The organism is Bacillus sp. AFS037270, assembly GCF_002585305.1.
This window is the reverse complement of the sequence record NZ_NUNF01000020.1, coordinates 184,064-204,169: the sequence shown is the minus strand read 5'-3', so window position 1 is coordinate 204,169 and position 20,106 is coordinate 184,064. Positions and strand designations below refer to the sequence as shown.

Here is a 20,106-nt window from a genome sequence, read left to right as displayed (position 1 = left end):
CCTCCATTAATTTTTTATTTTTAACAAAATAGGCTCCCCATTTAAGATTTATCATCTTAATATAGAGAGCCTCTAGTTGACTAGCCGGCATATAGACTGATTGTATTTACTATTCAATGGGTTACCACCTTATTTGTATAACGGTTTTCTGGATAAGGAATTCCTAGATTATCACGTAATGTGTCAGCCTCGTAATCTGTTCTAAAAATTCCTCGTTTTTGAAGAATCGGCACAACATAGTCTACAAAATCATTTAACCCCTTGGGTACAGCAGAACCAATTATAAACCCATCAGCGCCACCCGCTTCAAACCATTCCTGAATGAGGTCCGCTACTTTTTCCGGTGTTCCAAAAAAAGCAGGTTTTGGTGTTGTCTCTCGTAAGGCGACTTGGCGAAGCGTTAATTTTTCTTCTTTTGCTTGCCGTTTAATTCGATCAGTATGACTTCGGAAACTATTTTTACCTAAATCACCGAGTTCAGGGAACGGTTCATCGAGAGGATATTGTGAAAAATCATGATGCTCGAAATATCGTCCCAGATAGTCAAGTGCTTTATCGATGGATACGAGACTAGCGATTTCTTGATATTTTCTTTCTGCCGCTTCCTCTGTTGCAGCAATAATGGGCGAAATCCCTGGAAGGATCACGAGCTCATCTGGATTCCGTCCGTAGGCTTTTGCTCTCTCTTTGACATCCTGATAAAATGTTTGTGCGGCTTTTAATGTTGGATGTCCTGTAAAGATGGCATCTGCTTCTTTGGCTGCAAGGTTTTTTCCTGCCTCGGAAGATCCAGCTTGAAATATGACCGGTCTACCTTGCTTTGATCTACCGATATTTAGCGGACCTTGCACAGAGAAAAATTCCCCTCTATGATTCAAATGATGCAATTTATCTGTATCAAAAAATACCCCTGTTTCTTTGTCTCGAACAAAAGCATCATCTTCCCATGAATCCCAAAGTCCTTTCGCTACTTCGAGGTATTCAGCTGCAATTCGATATCTTTTTGCATGATCAGGATGTTCTTCAATCGTTTTGCTAAAGTTTAGAGCCGTTTTTTCTAATGGTGAAGTAACCACATTCCATCCTGCCCGACCATGACTGATATGGTCAAGTGAAGCAAACTGTCTTGCTACGTTGAAAGGTTCACTATAGGAAGTTGAGAGTGTTCCCACAAGACCTATTTTTGAGGTAACAGCAGCAAGGGCTGACAAAATCGTTAGTGGTTCAAAACGATTTAAAAAGTGGGGAATCGACTTCTCGTTTATATGCAAGCCATCTGCGATAAAGACTAAGTCGAATTTTCCTGCTTCTGCCTTCTGGGCTTGATTGGTGTAAAAATCCAAACTGACACTTGCATCTGCTTGAATATCAGGATGCCTCCACCCAGCAATATTTCCTCCCACCCCATGAATGATTGCGCCAAATTTTAATTTTTTGTGATGAGACATTATGCGATCCTCCTTTTGATTTTTAATCCAAGTTATATGATAGGAATACTTTTTATTTCTTGTGCTTTATCCTATCACGTAAAGAATTGGATTTCTATACTTTATCTGATAGAAAAATATAATGTTTAAATACATAAAAACTATCAATTAATCCGAGCATAAAAACAAAGTTTATACCTAGATCACACCATGGCTTACTTGTTGTTGAACGAAATAATGGCTCCCCTCAACAATTTGGTCTTTGTCATTATCCAAAGATGCCACATGATAGGAATCGGGCAGGACAATGGTTTCTTTTACTTTAGACCTAATATTATTAATAATATAATCCGTATTTTCCGGTGGTACGACATGATCCACTTGTGACTTTACCCCTAAAACAGAACAATGAATTTCTGGTAATATCGCTGGGGTTATTTCCATTAGTGTTTGCAGTTGATGAATAGCCGTTATCGGTACTTTTGGATAGGTGATCTCAATCACATCTTTTGCTTTAATATCAGGGTCCCCTTCATCAATATATCTCGGCAGGCGCCTACCACGTACATACTCATAAGACGGAATCGTTAAGGCTGGATTAACTAAGACAATTCCTTTTATATCTTGATATTTATGAGCAAGCCATAGTGCCAATGTGCCTCCCATGGACTGCCCCAAGACAAATATACTTGTACATTCCTTCTTTAATTCATAATAGCCCCTTTCCAATGATTCAAACCAATCTTCATGTATGCAACTTTCTAAATCTGAATAATTAGTTCCATGGCCCTTTAGTCTTGGAGCTAGAATAGAATACCCATACTGCGAGAGTCTCTCACCTAGGTAACGTACGCTTTGAGGAGTACCAACAAATCCATGTGAAATAAGTATACCGATTTTGTTTCCTTGAAAATAAAATGGTTCTGCCCCTTTTAAAATAGGAAATTTTTCTTTCATCTAGCTCTCCTCCTTTTTATACCCAACTAACCACATCCAACAAATAGGAATTAAAGGTTTTAAAAAACTTCATTTCTGAAGTTCTCATAGCACCCTTTTAATAGAAGTAAATTAATTTAAGGGAAATGGCAAATTATAATGTTCTCTCAAGGTATTACCTGCGTAATCCGTTCTAAATAATTGTCTGCGTTGCAATTCAGGAATGACTAAATGGACAAAAAGATCAAAATCACGTTTCATTATTTGTGGCATGATGTTAAATCCATCAGCTGCTCCGTTAAGAAACCAAAATTCAAGCTCGTCTGCAATACTCTTTGGTGTCCCACTTATTGTATAATGCCCTCTACCTCCTCCTAAGCGAACAAGTAATTGTTTAATAGAAAGATTCTCTCTTTGGGCCAACTCAATGATTAATTTAGTCCTACTTTGGTGACCTTGTATTTCTTTACTATCAGGTAGATTGGGCAGCGGTTCATCCAAAGGAACAGATGTTAAATCCACTCCAATTCTGTTAGAAAGCTGAATCAAACTATGGCTGAAATTCATGAATTCAGCTAATTCTTCTTCCCTTTCTTTTGCCTCTTCTTCTGTATTACCTATAACAAAACTAATTCCCGGCAATATTTTTACTTGATCTGGATTCCTGCCGATCCTTGCAATTCTTTCTTTTGCATCTTTATAAAACTCCCCTGCATCTTCAAAGGTTTGATGGGCCGTAAAAATAGCATCAGCGTATTGAGAAGAAAATTCCTTTCCATCCTCTGAAGTTCCTGCTTGGAAGAGAACGGGTCTTTTCTGTGGAGACCTTGGCATGTTTAATGGGCCTCGAACTTTAAAATATTCTCCGTTATGATGTATTTCATGTACTTTTTGATTATCTGCAAAAATCCCATTCTCTTTATCTGCTAAAATCGCATCATCTTCCCAGCTATCCCAAAGCTTCATGGTTACTTCAAAAAACTCTTTTGCTTTTTTATAGCGGTCAGTATGATTTGGAATTCGGTCAAGATTAAAATTCTGAGCCTCACTATCGGTTCCAGAAGTAATGATATTCCAGCCAGCACGTCCTTTGCTCAAAAAATCCAGAGAAGAAAATCTCCGTGCCACATTATAGGGCTCATTAAAACTAGTTGAAACAGTACCAATTAATCCAATCCGTTCCGTAACTGCGGCTATTGCCGAAAGTAACGTGGTTGGTTCAAAAGAAACAAGGGAACCTTTTTCAACCGCAGCAGGTGATGTTGAAATACGATCGGCGAGAAAAATGGCATCCATTTTTGCCTTTTCTGCTTTTTGTGCCAATTGTTTATAATAAGTAAAATCCATCAATTGATCAGTCAGTGATTCCGGGTGACGCCAGGAGGCCTCATGATGTCCCAGATTATATAGAAATAAATTTAGATGCATGGTACGGATTTGATTGCTCATTGAATTCCCCCTTCCCGCTCAAATCAATTTGGAGCAAATAGGTATCATTAATCGACTGCTGCTTTTTCAATTTCCCAAATAGTACTAGGGATCTCACTTCTAAGCACTGGCATAATCTCCGTAGCGAATCTTTCTAGTTGCTCATATTGTTCTTCCTGACTTAACCCCCCCACACTTATACTTTGTACTTGGTGTCCGAATGCTTGATGGTATTTAAGTATCTTTTCTATTACATAATCTGGACTTCCTATTAAAAGTGAACCGTTTTGTACGTGATCCTCAAGGCTCTTAAATGGAGATTGGTTATGTTTTGATGCATCTGTATTCATATAAGTGTCATAATATGGCCGGAACCTGTTAATGGCCTCTTCTGTTGTGTTAGCCAAATATAAGCTTCCTGCTCCAGCACCGACGACAGCGTTTTTTGAATCGAACCCATAGAATTCAAGACGTTCACGATAATGATCAATTAATTCTTTGTATTTTGCCATGGGATGAAAAGCATTTGATGAAAAAATCGGTTCCCCATTCTTTGCTGCAAGCTCAGTAGAAAGTGGACTAGATGCACTGCCATGCCAAATTCGTATCTTCTTCTGATAGGGTCTAGGTTCAGTTGTCACATTATTTAATGGAGAACGATATGTCCCTTCCCATGAGACATTTTCTTCAGACCATAAGCGTTTAAGAAGATCATACCGCTCAGCTAGTGATATCCATTGCTCTTCCTCTTTGATTCCGAATAAGGGGTAGTGGCGCGGATCATTACCTTTTCCAATCATCATCTCCAATCTTCCACTCGATAGATGATCAAGTGTGGCATAATCCTCTGCTACTCGCACTGGGTCAAGGACGCTCAAAACGGATATGGTAGGCATCAAGCGTATTTTTGAGGTTCGCGCTGCAATGGCCGTTAACATTAGGGCTGGTGAAGAAGATAGAAATGGAGCACCATGCCTCTCACCTACTCCATATCCATCAAATCTAAGCGTTTCTGCGAAAACAGCTTGATCAATGACTTATTGAATTCTTTCTTGTTCCGTTAATACCTCTCCTGTTACACCATTTGGATGATTACTCATTAAATCAAACACAACAAATTTCATCCTTTATTCCTCCTATTTAAATCCCTAGCCTTATATGAAGGACACTTCGTCCTTGGAATGTTTTATTTTTGTCTTTCATATCACTTATGAAGGACACTTCATCCTGATTTCTACTATTTCATCCTTCAACCAGCCCATTTACACTGGATGATGGCATGCAGCCGAATGACCTTTAGACACTTCTCTAAATATCGGCTGTTCTTCACGGCAACGGGCAGTCGCTGCGGGACAGCGGGTATGAAATCTGCATCCAGATGGCGGGTTTGCTGGTGATGGAATTTCGCCACTTAGAGTTATCCGTTCCCTAAAGCGCGTGGGATCTGCTACTGGGATTGATTCAATGAGACCTTTTGTATAATGATGGGCAGGATGTAAAAACAATTCTTCACTATTAGCCAATTCCACCAATTGACCTAAATACATCACACCGATCCGATCGGAAATATGCCGAACAATATTTAATCCGTGGCCGATAAATAAATAAGTTAGATTTCGTTCCCTTTGGATATCCTGTAATAAGTTAATGATTTGAGCCTGAACGGAAACATCTAAAGCTGATACCGCTTCATCGGCTAAAATAAACTTGGGATTTAGCGCAATCGCTCTAGCAATCGCAATACGCTGACGCTGGCCGCCAGAAAATTCATGTGGATAACGATCAAAACTGTTTTTATTTAGCCCGACAATCTCTAATAATTCTTGAACTCTATCATTCTTGTCTTTCACACTAATTGTTTCATGAACTTGAAGAGGTTCTCCGATAATATCCCCAATTTTCCAGCGGGGATTAACAGATCCATATGGGTCTTGGTAGATAACTTGCATATCCCTTCTCTTTTCACGTAATTCTCTTGCTGACAATATTGACAAATCCTGGCCCTGAAAGAATACCTCTCCACTGGTAGGTTTTTCTAGTTGCAAGAGAACTCGGCCCAATGTCGATTTTCCACTGCCCGATTCTCCAACCAGCCCAAAGGTTTCCCCTTCATTGATATGGAAGGACACGCTATCAACAGCTCTAATATAGGTTGGCTGTCGAGAAAATAGTTTCTTCCCAATTGAATAATATTTACTTAAATCTTGAACCTCAAACAATGGTTCACCACCAATAACCAAGGGAATCGCTTGAGCCATTTCTTTTTGAGGCTGTACGTCAACTTTCGTTTCCAAATCTTTATTGAAGAGTTTTTCTGTTACCTCTTCCGCATACCAACAAGCTGTCTGACGATTATTAACTTCCAATAATGGAGGTGATTCACTTTTGCAAAGATCCGTCGCAAATGGGCAGCGGGGATGAAAATGACATCCAGAAGGTAAGTCAGCTAAGCTTGGAATCGAACCTTTAATAGAGTATAGTTTTTTGCTCCTATCACTATCCACTGTCGTGATCGATTGTAATAATCCATATGTATATGGATGATAGGGCCGTTCAAACAAATGTTTCACGTCGGCTTGCTCAACGATACTACCGGCATACATCACAATAATTCGGTCTGCCATTTCTGCTGCAACGCCCATATCATGGGTAATTAATAGGATAGACATGCCCAGTTCTTCTTTCAATTCTTGAAGAAGCTGCAATATTTGCGCTTGAATGGTCACATCCAGTGCGGTAGTCGGTTCGTCTGCAATAAGTAAATCTGGATCACAAGCAAGTGCCATCGCAATCATCGCTCTTTGCAGCATACCTCCGGACAACTCATTTGGATACTGGTTCAAACGAATTTCAGCATCCGAGATACCCACTCGCTTTAGTAAATAAATGGCCCTCGCTTTAGCTTCTAACTTATTTGAATGCTTATGTTCAAGGATGGTCTCCATGATTTGTTTCCCAATGGTAAAGACAGGGTCAAACGCGGCCATCGGTTCTTGAAAAATCATCGCTATTTTTTTCCCGCGAATGGAACGGAGTTTTTTTGGTGAAAGTTTTGTAAGATCGATTCCATCGATTACGATACTTCCCTCCGCTATTTTTCCACTCTCGTAATCTATAAGCCTCATAATCGTTTTAGAAGTTACCGTTTTGCCGCTTCCTGACTCCCCAACGATACAGACCGTTTCTCCTGTTTTAATATCTAATGTGACATCTTTAATCGCAGTTAACTGATGATTGCTACTAGTAAAATCAACCTGTAAGTTCTTTATTTCAAGTAATTTCTCCATTTTTTCTCTCCCCCTACCTCGTTTTTGGGTCAAAGGAATCGCGAAGTTTATCGCCAATAATATTGATTGAGAGCACGAAAAGAGTAATGGCTAAACCCGGAAAGGTGGAAATCCACCATGCCACTGTTAAATATCCTCTTCCTTGTGATAGTAAGGCTCCCCAATCAGGAATTTCCTTTATGGTCCCAAGACCCAGGAAACTTAACCCTGAACCAATTAAAATCGAAGTACCAAGACCTATCGTCCCCAAAACAAGAAGCGGTGACCAGGAATTAGGTAAGATATGCCATAGGAATATCCTCCAACTAGGTGTCCCAATTGAACGCGATGCATCGACGAACTTTCTTTTTTTTATACTCATCATTTGTCCTCTCATCACACGTGCATAGCCTGGAATTGCCGAAGCCGCTACAGCCAATACAATATTAAATAAACTAGGGCCAAGAGCAGCAGCTATGGCTAAGGCAAGAAGTATTCCTGGAATAGTCATTAAAATATCGATGACCCTCATTAAGATTACATCAACAAATCCGCCGATATATCCAGCAAATGCCCCAATACTTCCACCGATAATTCCACCTATAAGTACTGATGTTACACCAATAATAAGCGAATCTTGACTTCCATAAATGACGAGACTAAATACGTCCCTGCCAAAATAATCCGTTCCAAACCAATGATCTGCACTTGGCTTACTTAGGATAAATTCTGTATTCATATAGGTTGGGGAAAAAGGCGCAATCCACTTTGGAAATATGGCACAGGCAATAATAAATAGTACAATAACTGTTGATGTGTATAAAAAAAGGTTGGATATGGAAAAGTTCGTTTTCCTTCTCTTTAAAGTCCATTTCGGAACTCGCAGTGTTGTTTCAACATTAACAATTTCTTTCATTTATACTGCCTCCTTTACCTTTGATCAGACCTCCGAACCCTGGGATCAATTATTGAATAGGATAAGTCAACTAGTAAATTGACTATCACATAAACAATCGCACTAAAAAACACAACCCCCTGAATAACAGGTAAATCTTTAGCCATGATGGCATCCGCAACAATCCTGCCAATCCCCTGCCTGGAAAAAACGGTTTCGATGACGACAGTACCTGCCATTAATTCACCAATATTAATACCGATAATTGTAATCGCAGGAATTAATGCGTTTCTAAGGGCATGTTGATACATAATTACCCGTTCGGAAAGTCCTTTCGCACGAAGCGTCACAATAAATTGCTCATTTACTACTTCGAGCATGCTCGTTCTTACCATCCGAATGATTAATCCTGCACCTACAAACCCAAGAGACAGTGATGGAAGGACAAGTGTCTGCCACCCATCTGATCCCATAGCGGGAAGCCAGTTTAAAAAGACGGAAAAAATGAGAATTAATAAAATGCCTGACCAAAATGTTGGCATTGAAATGCCAAACAAACCAATTAACCTAGCAATAAAATCAATCCATTTATTCCTGTATATTGCCGAGAGCACTCCAAATATTAGTCCAATTGCTATAGAAAATATGGCACTCGTAAGTGTAAGAGTAAGGGTGGCCGGAAAATGTTCTAAGACTTTAAGCAGGACCGGTTCGCTATTGATGATAGATTGACCAAAATTCCCATGTAGAACGTTCAAAAAATAATCGGCAAATTGAATATAAATTGGTTGGTCAAGCCCAAGTTCCTTGCGTAAATTGGCTACCGTTTCAGCTGTTGCCGTAGAAGGATCCAGCATGGACAATACTGGATCACCTGGCAGCAAATAGATGATAAAAAAGACAAGGATAAGGGAGCCAAAAATGGATACTAATGCAGAAGAGATTTTTAAAAGAATCTTATTGGCAAGTGCCACATTTCCCAGCTCCATTCCATTATTTCTTAATATTTGCATCATTAAATAGCGGATAACCTAATGAATCGAACTTAATCCCGTTAACAGTCTTAGATGCTGCCACGGTATAAGGGAATACATAAATAGGAAGAATCCACGCTTGATCAATAATTTTCTGTTGGACTTTTTTGTAGAGCTCTTCTCTTTTTGCTAAGTCAGTTTCTACTGTGCCAGCTTCTAACCATTGATCTATTTCTGGATCGGAACCGCCACCCAACCTCTTTACAGTTGCCTCCTGATCGGGAGTTGTTGAGTGATAAAAGGCTCGCAATGAGTTGGGATCTGAATTAACTTGGCTATTTCCATACACATCATAATCGGCTTTCTGTTGAACCACTGAAGCAATGTCCTTAGTAATATTGATTTCTACCTTAACTCCAATCTTTTTTAACTGCTGCTGGACCATAACGGCGATATCATTTCTCTTCTCACGATTTGGAGTTCCATCGACATATGTTAATGTCAGTTTCTTTCCATCCTTCTCACGAATACCGTCCGTCCCTTTTACATAGCCTAGTTCATCAAGTAGCTGATTAGCCTTCTTTACATCAAGCTTGCTTCCATTTTCAAGCGATTTATCATAACCTAAAATACCTGGTGATAGTGGAGACCATGCTCTTGAATAGGTATCTAAGTAAAGTGTCTTTACAATCGCATTCACGTCAACCGCAAGCTGAACTGCTTTACGAGCTTTCACATCATTCCACGGAGCCCTTCTCTGATTAAAAAAGAGGGTATATGGTAAACCAATTGTGTTCACTTGAAGTAATTGAGTGTTCTGATCATTTTTTAATGATTGAATATTTTGCGGCGGTACTGTTTCTGCCGCAAGCACTTGCCCGCTTTGGACACTGCCAATACGAGTTGCCTCTTCTGGAATGATTTTAAAGGTTATTTTATCAAGATAAGGTGCATCTTTGTTTTCTACAATGGAAGGGCCCCAGTGATAATCTTTATTTTTTTCAACCACAATGTCTGCATTATCTGCCCAACTGACAAACTTATATGGCCCAGTACCTACGGGATTTTTGCCAAACTGATCACCATACTTTTCTGCCGCAGTCGGGGAAACAATTCCCAGCATTGCCTGGCTTAGGTTACTTAAAAACGCCGTTGAAGGGGTTGTAAGATTGATTTTGATTGTGTAATCATCAATAACTTCTGACGATTGATAGGGCTTCAGAAGGGCAACCGCATTTTTGGCTTGGGTTTTTGGATCTATAATCCGGTCAAAACTATATTTAACAGCCTCCGCATTAAAAGGGGTTCCATCCTGAAACTTAACGTCCTTACGTAGCTTAAAAGTATAAGTTTTTCCATCATCTGAAATTGTCCATTCTGTAGCAAGCCACGGTTTGATTGAATTATCTGGCGCCTGAACGACTAAGCTGTCAAAAATGGTTCTGAATGCACGAACAGCAACTGCTAAACCACTCCGTGCCGGATCAAGTGAATCAGGAGAGGTTGCAAGTGCATAAGTTAAATCACCCCCAGAGTTAGGCTGTGATTCAACCTTACCGTTTGTTGCTTGTGAACTACTATTTTTTGTACCAGTACTACTTGCACAGCCTGATAATAAGAGTAAAATTGCTATTGAAATAGGTAATAATTTTTTCCAATCTACTCGTTTCACATTAACCACCCCTTAACCATTTTTCACTATATTTTTTAAATAACGGTTTTCTGGGTACGGGAGTCCTAGATTGCCTCGTAAGGTATCTGCTTCATACTCCGTTCGAAAAAGACCACGTTCTTGCAGAATTGGTACTACAAGCTCAATAAAACTTGTTAGATTACTAGGAACATTGAATTGAATAATGAATCCATCGGCTCCGTATCCCTCAAACCATTCCTGTATGCGATCTGCTACTTTTTCTGGCGTACCAATAAACGGAGTTCTTGGAGTCGCAGCCCTTAAGGCAACCTGGCGAAGAGTTAAATTTTGTTCTCTCGCTTCCTGTTTTATTCGATCTGTTCCACTTTTGAAGCTATTTGACCCCAAATCACCGATTTCTGGAAAAGATTCATCAAGTGGATACTGTGAAAAATCATGATGTTCAAAAAAGCGACCTAAATAGTTTAATGCTTGCTCAATCGATACTAAATTAGCAATCTCTTGATATTTCTGGTCAGCTTCCTCCTCTGTCGTTCCAACAATTGGCTCGATGCCTGGCAAAACGAGAATGTGATCAGGATTTCTGCCATATTCAGCAGTCCTGCGTTTAACATCTTCATAAAATTTTTGTGCTTCCTCCAATGTCGCATGACCAGTGAAAATAGCATCAGCATCTTTAGCTGCAAGGTTTTTCCCATCTTCGGATGATCCTGCTTGAAAGATAATCGGCCGCCCTTGCTTTGACCTGCCAATATTTAACGGACCTTGCACAGAGAAAAATTCTCCTTTGTGATTTAATGGATGTAATTTCTCAGGATCGAAGAATACTCCTGATTCTTTACTGCGGATAAATGCATCATCTTCCCACGAATCCCATAATCCTTTGGCAACATCTAAATATTCAGAGGCAATTCGGTATCTTTTTGGATGGTTAGGATGCTCCTCAATCGTTTTACTAAAGTTTAATGCTGTTTTCTCTAAAGGGGAGGTAACGACATTCCATCCAGCCCGGCCATGACTGATATGATCCAATGAGGAAAATTGCCTTGCGACATTAAATGGTTCACTATAGGAAGTGGATACGGTTCCCGCAAGACCGATACGTGAAGTGACAGCCGCAAGTGCCGATAAAATCGTAAGCGGCTCAAACCGATTTAAAAAGTGAGGCAAAGATTTTTCATTAATATGCAGGCCATCTGCAATAAAAACAAAGTCAAATTTAGCCGTTTCAGATTTTTGTGCTTGCTCCTTATAAAAATCAAAATTAACACTGGCATCTGTTAATACCTCTGGATGCCTCCAAGCGGCAATATTTCCTCCTACGCCATGAATAATCGTTCCTAGTTTTAATTGTCTTTTATTTGACATTACAATATCCTTCCCTTCACTATTTAATTGTATATATTCCTACCTGAATAGTTGGTTTTAGCGTTTAAAAAATAATGAAACTCTCATTCCGAATCTCATCTATTTAGAGGTTGAATAGTTAAATTGGCCGTTTTTAAAGGGCCTAACAATTGAAATGATTGATATCTTGCTGCTTCTTGTTCAATTGGTGTATGTATGATAAATTCATCCACCTGGTACGTTTTATGAAGTTGATTTAAAACTTCCATTATATAGTCTGGTGTTCCGGCAATAATGTCTGCTTCTTGTTCAGTAATTTCATATGGTTCACCGGATTGCTTTCCAAAGAAGTCCGCTTGCTCAGTTGATTGTACAGTCACGGAGCGGCCGCTCTGAAGATGGACTTTGACAATTTTTCTGTTCCCAATCAATTGTTCTGCCTCTGTTTTAGTAGGTGCAGCAATAACAGCCAACGAAACAATCAATCGTCCATTTGGAAAACCTTCCCGATAAAGATTTGCTGCTTCTTCTAGTACCGCTTCATCACTATTGATAAATTTAGCAAAAACAAATGAAATTCCTAAATCTGCTGCAAGCCGAGCACTGTTTGCACTTGCACCAAGTAGAAAAATTTCTGGCTTTTCCTGGGGAATCGGGGTCGCTTGAATACCTGCCAGCGGATGACTGCTATCGACTGAGTTTTCAATTAAATCTAATAAAAAAGAGAGCCGTTCTGAAAAATCCTTACCATCGTTGACCGTTCCATACTGCAGGGCTTTTGTGGATAAAGGAAGACCACCCGGTGCTTTCCCAATTCCGAGGTCGACTCTTCTAGGTGCCAGATTTGATAAGACATGGAAGTTTTCAGCCACCTTATATGGACTGTAGTGCTGAAGCATGACTCCCCCGGACCCAATTTGAATGCTCTTGGTTTGAGCCAATAAATAGGAAATCAATACCTCCGGTGACGATCCAGCTAGTTGCTCGGCATTATGATGTTCAGAAACCCAAAAACGCGAGTATCCCCATTCCTCTGCTTTTTTAGCCAGTAAAACCGTTTGTTGCAAGGCATGAGAAGCAGTTGTTCCTGGAAAGATTGGACTCTGATCTAAAATCCCCAACTTATAACTCATTGATATTTCCCTCCGTTTTTTCTAACTTAACCAATCAGAAAAGTATGTTTTTTATTTATTGTTTTTTATCCTACACTGGCAATGAGGACATCGCAATACTTTCTCTGATAGGAAATTTGTTGTATTTGATTAAAAAAATCTATCGCTCTATTACGATAATAAAAAACTTAATCCTTATTATTGATAAAATCATTCAGTCTTTTAGTAAGACCTCCATGACCAAATCTAATAAATTTAGATAAATGAGGTTCATTCAAGTCCTCTTTAACAGAATCTAAAAAGGCTAAAAGCTGAATTCTGCGATAATAAATATTAATAATCCCATATTCGTAAAACCATTGATCAATCGTATTATAGATTCCTCTATTGACTCTATATTGTTTATTGCACCAGATAAAAAACTGTAAATCTGGCAAATTTAGATATTTAAACGATCCAAAGGAATTTAGTTTTTTCGGTTTAATAAAAGGTCTTACATCATTTACATTTTGCGCTTTCATCATCAACATCCTCCTTTTATACCCAAGAATACACACTTGAATAGTCGGATTTACAGCAATAATTATCCAAAGTTTAGTCAAAAAGTGTATTTACCTGAGGTTAATCCTATCACCTAGAAGTGAGAAATGACAATACGTTTAGTAATAGAATAATTTATTCTTTTCATTAGAAATTTTAATTAATGGTCAGTATGCTTTGATTGTTAAATTCCTTAACGGACAAAAGGATATCATCCCAGACCAGCCTATGTGCAAAGCCATTGATTAGATGGGTGGCATAAATATGCTGCTGAATTTGCAGGAGATGAGACACATCTATCTCAATAAGATCTCCCCGTTGAAGTTCATCTTTAATACTTAAGGATGGTAAGAAACCTATGCCATGTTTATTAAGAATAATAGATTTTGCTACCTCGAGGTGATCAACAAGAAAATCTATTTTTGGCTCAATATTGGCTACTTCAAATAAATGATAAACACGATTCCAATCAAAAGCCCCGCATTCAAAAAATACCAAAGGTTCATTTGCTAATTGTTGAACAGTGATTTTCTTTTGAAATTGAAATAAGTGTCCAGGATAAACTACTAATTTTACAGCATTATTTAGAAGCTCATGATTTTTCACTCCTCGATGATTAACATCCTTTAAGAAGGCGATATCAACCTGCCTTTGCAGCAGTTTCTCAAGCAATACTTCGTTTGAAGCTGAAATAAATTTAAATCGAAGCTCAGGATGCGCTTTTTTTAAGGAAGGAAGGGCAAATGGTATAAAATATTGTGATGTAATTAAATTCGCTCCAATCACGATTTCCTCTGGATGGTCTTCTTTTTTTAATAGTTTCTTCCCTTGTTGATAAGTACGAATAATTTGTTCTGCATAAGGAATAAATGCTTTTCCCTCCTCAGATAGTGTCAAACCTCTCCCCTTTCGTAAAAAAAGTTCGATGCCAAGGTCCTGCTCTAATGTTTTAATTCTCGCTGTTACGGTTGGCTGAGATAAATAAAGTGCTTCTGCTGCTTTGTGGATACTTTCAAGATGAACCACATACATAAAAGCATCAAGATGATCAATATTCATTCTAACACCCCTTTTTGACCTACTATGAAGCGTTAATTAATACTTCATTGGCTATTTGTTTACTAAAAATAAAAAAGGCCCCTTTCCGCATTATGCGTTTAGGAGCCTTTGGTCGACCAATCAGCTAACTTCTTTTTTGAATTATTTAAATTTTAACCCAATTAATCCTATAAGTAAAGTAAGAATAATAATTATTTTAATAATGAAAACCGTTCATTTAAATAATTATTTGTCTTGATATTTTTTAGTAATTTAATTAATAATTTTCACCTATACAAAAAGTGAGTGTTTAAAAACACTCACTTTTTGGTATAAATGTTTTAGGCTGATGATTAATTAGAACGTTCAGCCAGCCAATCGCCAATGGTTGGGTAGGTAATTTTGGAAGCTTGGCTTCCAAATGTAATTGACGTATGACCAACTGGTAAATTTTTAAACTGTTTGTCTTTACTAGAAATAACATCCATCAAAGCTTCTACCATATGTGGCTGGGCAATTAAGTCATTTTGGCCTGCTAAATTTAGTACATTAGCCGTGATATTCTTCAAATCAACTTTGCGGCCACGAACGACCAATTCCCCTTTAATCAGCTTGTTTTTTTGATAAAAATCTCTGATCCACTGGCGATAAGATTCACCTGGGAATGGAATACCATCGTTTAACCACTTTTGCAGCAGTTTAAAGCTTTTTACAAATTTTTCATTATCAACACGATCAACTAGACTTACAAATGGCCCATAGAAGTTAGCCATTGGCTTTGACAGCTTGTTTCCATAGTCAATCATTTCAGGTGGAATCACCCCAAGGGTATCTACTACTTTATCAATATTAAAGTATTTTTCATTTAACATAGCACCATATGAACCAGAATCTTCAAAATCAAACGGACTTGTCATATAGATCAGATTACGAATCGGTAATTCAGGGTAAAGAGCTGCAAAAATAGACGTCATCGTACCGCCCATGCAATAACCAAGAATGGACAATTCATCAACTTTTGATGTCTTTAAGACTTTTTTAACGGCCCGAGGGATATAGTCGATAATAAAATCATCTAGTTTCATATTACGATCTTCATATCCAGGTGTACCCCAATCAAGAAGATAGACGTCAAATCCATTATTAACTAGATATTCTATCAAACTTCCGCCCTTAGTTAAATCCAAAACGTATGGCTTATTGATTAATGCATAAATCAATAGTAATGGGATTTTATGTTTCTTCGGCTGTTCAGAAACATAACGATAGAGTTTCGTTTTATTCTTAGTCCAAATCACCTCTTTGGGAGTAGGACCTACTTCTGGCTTAGGATCAACAGTTAACACTTGGGTTGCCTTCATGACACGTTTGATTTGCGTTCCGTACTCTTCAGGGAGTGCGTCAAAAAACATGTCCCAATCTTTTTCCGCAAGTACGCTCATGTTGTTCACTCCTTCCTTAGCTTAATTATTATTTACTATATACATAGATTTCTGCCTTCATGACAATTACATGTAAAGTCCGCCATTAATATTAAGCTGCTGTCCAGTAATATAGGCTCCATCACTACATAGGAAAGCAACCCCGCGAGCTACTTCTTCCGGTTTTCCTAGACGTTTTTGCGGAACTTTTTCTACAATTCCAGCTAGAACTTTTTCAGGGATTGCTTGAACCATTTCAGTTCCGATAAATCCAGGGCAAATTGCATTAACGGTTACATTTGTTTTAGCTAACTCAAGCGCTAAAGATTTTGTGTATCCAATTAGACCGGCTTTTGCTGCTGCATAGTTGGTTTGACCAAACCCGCCAGCTTGTCCGATAATGGATGAAATGTTGATAATGCGGCCTGCATCTGATTCGAGAAGGTAAGGAAGTGCAGCAGATGTTGTGTTGTAAACACTGTTTAAATTAACATCAATTACTCTTCTCCAATCCTCTGAGCTTAGCTTTTTAAATGTGCTATCTCTCGTAATACCGGCATTATTAACCAAAATATCTACTCTTCCGAAATGATCAATGGCTTCCTGTACAAGATGTGCTGCATCCTCGATATTGGAAACGTCCGCACGAACTGCATAAGCTTCCCCACCGATTTCATTTATATCTGCTACCATCTTTTCAGCTAGTTCTTCACGGGAAACAAAGTTAAGAACCACTTTTACACCCTGTCTTGCAAGTTCCATCGAAATAGCTGCACCAATACCTCTGCTGCCGCCTGTTACAATTGCTACTTTACCATTTAAATTTGTCATGTTTTTCATCCCCCATTGGTGTTAGTATGTAGGTTATTCTTTAGTCTTTAAAATGGATAGAATTTGATTCAGTTTTTTATCCAGATTCTTCATTTCGGATTTCAATTCCGATAATTCGCTTTTAAAAGACACCTGATTGTCAGTGCTCTCCAATTTATCCTCTAGCAGTTCTTCTAAGCTATCGACCTTTGTATCGACATTAACAATTTGAGAAGATAAGTTAGCAAGATCCTTGCGTGATGGCAGATTGCCAAGTTCTAAATATTTTTCTGTTGTTTCGTCAAGAAATTTTTTAAATTGTAGATTCATGTCTAAAAGTTGCCCGATCCCCTGGGAAGGAAAAGTCTCCATGATTTTTTCATCGTATAAATTACTAGTCTGGTTATAAAGATCCTTCCAAGCTTCAAAAACATTAAAATTTGTTGTCAATTTTTATTCCTCCTTGAACTTTTTATCGACATTTTAATCATACTAACATCCTTCAAACAATTAAAGAACAAACATTAAAAATAATCTAAATATATTATTGCATATTACGACAAATTTCTAACCTCAATGTGAATTACATATAGAGAAATTTTTTATAAACCTCTTAAACCCAATAGTATCAGTGGTTTAAGCGCTTCCAAAACCGGTGGATAATTTTTCCTTTGTTCTATTTTTGTTATAAATTGAATAGTATTTTTAGCAAATCGCTATTGTTTTTTAAACGATAGTCGGTTGTTTAGCGGCTAAAGATTAGTCGTTTTTTCAACAAGTATCGACAAATTTCTATTATTCGCTGCTTTTTTGTTCACAATTTAGACAAAATTTCAGACTGAATGGTTTCTCTTCATGAATTCTGGTGGTTGAATGAATTTTAAAAAAGAGGTGGTAAGTTTGAAGTTTAATGAAAGCGTTGTTTTAATTACCGGCGGAGCACAAGGAATAGGAAAAGAAACAGCAATAAAGTTTCTAAACGAAGGAGCGAATGTGGTTATATGTGATTATGACGAAACAGCTGGAAGAAAAGCATTGGAAGAAATGAATACTGAAAAAGCAGAATTCTTTCAAGTAAACGTAACCGATAGCTCCCAAATCGAAGAAATGGTTCAATCTATTATCCAAAAACACGGTAAAATCGATGTCTTGATAAACAATGCTGGTATCACCCTTGATGGATTTCTTACAAAAATGGAGGAATCAGATTGGGAGAAAGTTATTTCAGTTAACTTGTCGGGTGTCTTTAAATGCACAAAAGCGGTCGCTCCTATTATGTTAAAACAAGGTTCGGGTGTGATCCTGAATGCTTCGTCCGTTGTCGGACTTTATGGGAATATTGGGCAAACCAATTATGCAGCGACAAAGGCTGGGGTAATTGGATTAACTAAAAGCTGGGGTAAGGAATTTGGGCCAAAAGGAATTCGAGTCAATGCGGTTGCCCCTGGCTTCATAGAAACAGGCATGACTGCGGCTGTTCCAGATAAGGTTCTCAATTATATGAAGGATAAAACCCCACTTAAAAAACTTGGGAAACCTGAAGATATTGCAGCTGCCTACCTTTTCTTGGCCTCAGATGATGCAAAGTATATTAACGGAACAGTTTTGAGTGTTGATGGAGGTTTGGTGATTTAGAATCCGACTGGTATAGCTCTTGAAGATTCAATTAGAAAAGTAAAATTTTATTTCGAGTAAACACAAAACAAGGGAATAACATCATTTGGATGTTACTCCCTTCAGATTGTAGACAAAAGGCATCCGGATGAGCCAATTCGGGTGCCTTTTTGTTGTATTTTTGCTCGTATGAGCAATAGTTAGGCCTATCCTATGCCTATTATTACGCCTTTTTTGGACTTTTCCATGTCCAGGTGGCCATCTTTTTTAAATTCATGGCAGCAAAAGTAAGCATCGCTTGCATGGACAATTTTTTTAGGCCTCTTAAGGTTATCCAACGCATACCATGCTTTTCCTTAGCATCTGCAAAAACACGTTCAATGGTTTCTTTCGTCTTGCGTAAATGCTTTTATTCTCTTGTGTAGAACGAAGGTATTCGACCTCTTCTATATAGTGTTCCCAGACATGGCGCTGAATGAGTTTTTTATGTTCTTTACTCTGGCTGCATTTTGAAAGCAATGGACATTTTTCACATTCAATTGGTTTAGAGAAGTATTGACGATAGCCTTCCTTCGTCGCAGTTGCATATTTCAATACTTGTCCTTGCAGACAAATATAACAATCGTAGTATTCATCATAAACATATTCATATTTTTTCATGTAACCCTCTTTCGTACGAGGGAGAGTATAAGGTAAAGCAGGCATCATATCGTTTTCAAATATGTATTGGGCAATAGCAGGTGTTTTATATCCAGCATCAGCAGCAACAGCAAAAGGTTTCCCTTGTTTCTCGATAACCTTTATCAATAATGGTTCGAAAATGACACTATCAGGGAGATTCCCAGGTGGAGATTAATAGAGACCGTGAAGAACATAATATAAAGCCCCTTTCCACCAGATAAATTTGAGAAAGAGGAATTTAAGGAAATAAAAGAAAGTACTACTGCCCCTGAGAGTGGTTATTACATAAAAGACGAGCGTACAAAACAGTTCGCATAATCATTTCATGCGGCCGCTGATCTCTTGAAGTCTTGCCTCGTATGCTTTCGATTCTTTTCGAACTATTTTCTTCTCGAATTTATGTTTATTCGCACTTGCTTTAACATGTGTCGAATCAATAAATACATGCTCATTACTAATCAATTTTTTATCTGAGGCTTCCTTCAAAATACGATAGAAGATCTGTTCAAATAAATCTGTATCTTTAACACGTCGTTCATAATTTTTACCGAAGGTTGAGAAGTGAGGTATTTTATCATAAAATCCAAATCCTAGGAACCAACGATAAGCCATATTTGTTTCAATTTCTTCAATAGTTTTACGCATAGAGCGAATACCGAAGGTATATTGATGAAAGGCATTTTTTATTAATATCACAGGGTCTATGCTTGGGCGTCTTCTTTCTGAAGAATACATATCTTGGACAAGAGGATAGATAAATGAAAAATCAATAGACGCTTCTATCTTGCGCACCAAATGGTTTGCAGGCACAAGTTGTTCTAAAGCTATAATTTCTAATTAGTCACGATTTATCTGTGTATTCTTACTTAGCATTCCATCCACCTCAAATAAATATCTATATTCCAATTATACAAAAAAGACTGCCGGCAAACCCGTAATTTTTCGGATTTTTCGACAATCTGA

The 20,106-nt window shown here is 38.1% G+C and carries 15 protein-coding genes and 2 pseudogenes; 1 reads left to right on the top strand and 16 read right to left on the bottom strand.

What is annotated here, in order from left to right; all coding sequences use genetic code 11:
• Positions 1-113 precede the first annotated feature (113 nt).
• From COD92_RS11255 to COD92_RS11185, 15 genes and pseudogenes are all read right to left on the bottom strand, one after another.
• Positions 114-1,448 (bottom strand): LLM class flavin-dependent oxidoreductase, encoded by a 1,335-nt coding sequence (locus tag COD92_RS11255; RefSeq protein WP_098530628.1) that lies wholly within the window; start codon positions 1,446-1,448, stop codon positions 114-116.
• Positions 1,449-1,625: 177 nt separating this feature from the next.
• Positions 1,626-2,384 (bottom strand): alpha/beta hydrolase, encoded by a 759-nt coding sequence (locus tag COD92_RS11250; protein ID WP_098530627.1) that lies wholly within the window; start codon positions 2,382-2,384, stop codon positions 1,626-1,628.
• Positions 2,385-2,495: 111 nt separating this feature from the next.
• A complete protein-coding gene (locus COD92_RS11245) occupies positions 2,496-3,812 on the bottom strand; it encodes an LLM class flavin-dependent oxidoreductase (protein ID WP_098530626.1) in 1,317 nt (438 codons plus the stop codon).
• 47 nt (positions 3,813-3,859) lie between these two features.
• Positions 3,860-4,915: pseudogene (locus COD92_RS11240) on the bottom strand (LLM class flavin-dependent oxidoreductase).
• A gap of 138 nt (positions 4,916-5,053) precedes the next feature.
• A complete protein-coding gene (locus COD92_RS11235) occupies positions 5,054-7,078 on the bottom strand; it encodes an ABC transporter ATP-binding protein (RefSeq protein WP_098530625.1) in 2,025 nt (674 codons plus the stop codon).
• Positions 7,079-7,091: 13 nt separating this feature from the next.
• Positions 7,092-7,973, bottom strand: a complete 882-nt coding sequence (locus COD92_RS11230; RefSeq protein ID WP_098530624.1) for an ABC transporter permease — start codon at positions 7,971-7,973, stop codon at positions 7,092-7,094.
• A 14-nt stretch (positions 7,974-7,987) separates the two neighbouring features.
• Complete coding sequence (locus tag COD92_RS11225; RefSeq protein WP_098530705.1) at positions 7,988-8,941, bottom strand: ABC transporter permease; 954 nt, start codon at positions 8,939-8,941, stop codon at positions 7,988-7,990.
• Between the two features lie 4 nt (positions 8,942-8,945).
• Positions 8,946-10,598, bottom strand: a complete 1,653-nt coding sequence (locus tag COD92_RS11220; RefSeq protein ID WP_480254100.1) for an ABC transporter substrate-binding protein — start codon at positions 10,596-10,598, stop codon at positions 8,946-8,948.
• Positions 10,599-10,610: 12 nt separating this feature from the next.
• Positions 10,611-11,948 carry an LLM class flavin-dependent oxidoreductase gene (locus COD92_RS11215; RefSeq protein WP_098530622.1) on the bottom strand — a complete coding sequence of 446 codons (1,338 nt, stop codon included), beginning with the start codon at positions 11,946-11,948 and terminating at the stop codon, positions 10,611-10,613.
• 95 nt (positions 11,949-12,043) lie between these two features.
• The gene (locus tag COD92_RS11210; RefSeq protein ID WP_098530621.1) at positions 12,044-13,060 is read right to left on the bottom strand and encodes an LLM class flavin-dependent oxidoreductase; all 1,017 of its coding nucleotides are present in this window, start codon (positions 13,058-13,060) and stop codon (positions 12,044-12,046) included.
• A 167-nt stretch (positions 13,061-13,227) separates the two neighbouring features.
• The gene (locus tag COD92_RS11205) at positions 13,228-13,560 is read right to left on the bottom strand and encodes a hypothetical protein (protein ID WP_255295274.1); all 333 of its coding nucleotides are present in this window, start codon (positions 13,558-13,560) and stop codon (positions 13,228-13,230) included.
• Between the two features lie 175 nt (positions 13,561-13,735).
• Positions 13,736-14,638 (bottom strand): LysR family transcriptional regulator, encoded by a 903-nt coding sequence (locus COD92_RS11200; protein WP_098530620.1) that lies wholly within the window; start codon positions 14,636-14,638, stop codon positions 13,736-13,738.
• A 332-nt stretch (positions 14,639-14,970) separates the two neighbouring features.
• A complete protein-coding gene (phaC, locus tag COD92_RS11195) occupies positions 14,971-16,059 on the bottom strand; it encodes a class III poly(R)-hydroxyalkanoic acid synthase subunit PhaC (RefSeq protein WP_098996328.1) in 1,089 nt (362 codons plus the stop codon).
• Between the two features lie 66 nt (positions 16,060-16,125).
• Complete coding sequence (phbB, locus tag COD92_RS11190; protein WP_098530618.1) at positions 16,126-16,869, bottom strand: acetoacetyl-CoA reductase; 744 nt, start codon at positions 16,867-16,869, stop codon at positions 16,126-16,128.
• A gap of 33 nt (positions 16,870-16,902) precedes the next feature.
• Positions 16,903-17,298 carry a polyhydroxyalkanoic acid synthase subunit PhaR gene (locus COD92_RS11185; protein ID WP_098530617.1) on the bottom strand — a complete coding sequence of 132 codons (396 nt, stop codon included), beginning with the start codon at positions 17,296-17,298 and terminating at the stop codon, positions 16,903-16,905.
• Positions 17,299-17,748: 450 nt separating this feature from the next.
• On the opposite strand from COD92_RS11185, the gene fabG reads away from it, so the two are divergent.
• Positions 17,749-18,483 carry a 3-oxoacyl-[acyl-carrier-protein] reductase gene (gene fabG / locus COD92_RS11180; RefSeq protein ID WP_144562225.1) on the top strand — a complete coding sequence of 245 codons (735 nt, stop codon included), beginning with the start codon at positions 17,749-17,751 and terminating at the stop codon, positions 18,481-18,483.
• A 202-nt stretch (positions 18,484-18,685) separates the two neighbouring features.
• Here fabG and COD92_RS11175 read toward each other — a convergent pair.
• Positions 18,686-19,974, bottom strand: a pseudogene (locus tag COD92_RS11175) (transposase).
• Between the last annotated feature and the right edge of the window lie 132 nt (positions 19,975-20,106).

What these genes read in the sequence shown, in the direction of transcription:
- phbB (WP_098530618.1), bottom strand. Translation starts at nt 16,869, where the DNA reads ATGACAAATTTAAATGGTAAAGTAGCAATTGTAACAGGCGGCAGCAGA.
- phaC (WP_098996328.1), bottom strand. Translation starts at nt 16,059, where the DNA reads ATGAGCGTACTTGCGGAAAAAGATTGGGACATGTTTTTTGACGCACTC.
- COD92_RS11210 (WP_098530621.1), bottom strand. Translation starts at nt 13,060, where the DNA reads ATGAGTTATAAGTTGGGGATTTTAGATCAGAGTCCAATCTTTCCAGGA.
- COD92_RS11200 (WP_098530620.1), bottom strand. Translation starts at nt 14,638, where the DNA reads ATGAATATTGATCATCTTGATGCTTTTATGTATGTGGTTCATCTTGAA.
- COD92_RS11225 (WP_098530705.1), bottom strand. Translation starts at nt 8,941, where the DNA reads ATGGAGCTGGGAAATGTGGCACTTGCCAATAAGATTCTTTTAAAAATC.
- COD92_RS11215 (WP_098530622.1), bottom strand. Translation starts at nt 11,948, where the DNA reads ATGTCAAATAAAAGACAATTAAAACTAGGAACGATTATTCATGGCGTA.
- COD92_RS11230 (WP_098530624.1), bottom strand. Translation starts at nt 7,973, where the DNA reads ATGAAAGAAATTGTTAATGTTGAAACAACACTGCGAGTTCCGAAATGG.
- COD92_RS11205 (WP_255295274.1), bottom strand. Translation starts at nt 13,560, where the DNA reads ATGAAAGCGCAAAATGTAAATGATGTAAGACCTTTTATTAAACCGAAA.
- COD92_RS11250 (WP_098530627.1), bottom strand. Translation starts at nt 2,384, where the DNA reads ATGAAAGAAAAATTTCCTATTTTAAAAGGGGCAGAACCATTTTATTTT.
- COD92_RS11255 (WP_098530628.1), bottom strand. Translation starts at nt 1,448, where the DNA reads ATGTCTCATCACAAAAAATTAAAATTTGGCGCAATCATTCATGGGGTG.
- COD92_RS11245 (WP_098530626.1), bottom strand. Translation starts at nt 3,812, where the DNA reads ATGAGCAATCAAATCCGTACCATGCATCTAAATTTATTTCTATATAAT.
- COD92_RS11235 (WP_098530625.1), bottom strand. Translation starts at nt 7,078, where the DNA reads ATGGAGAAATTACTTGAAATAAAGAACTTACAGGTTGATTTTACTAGT.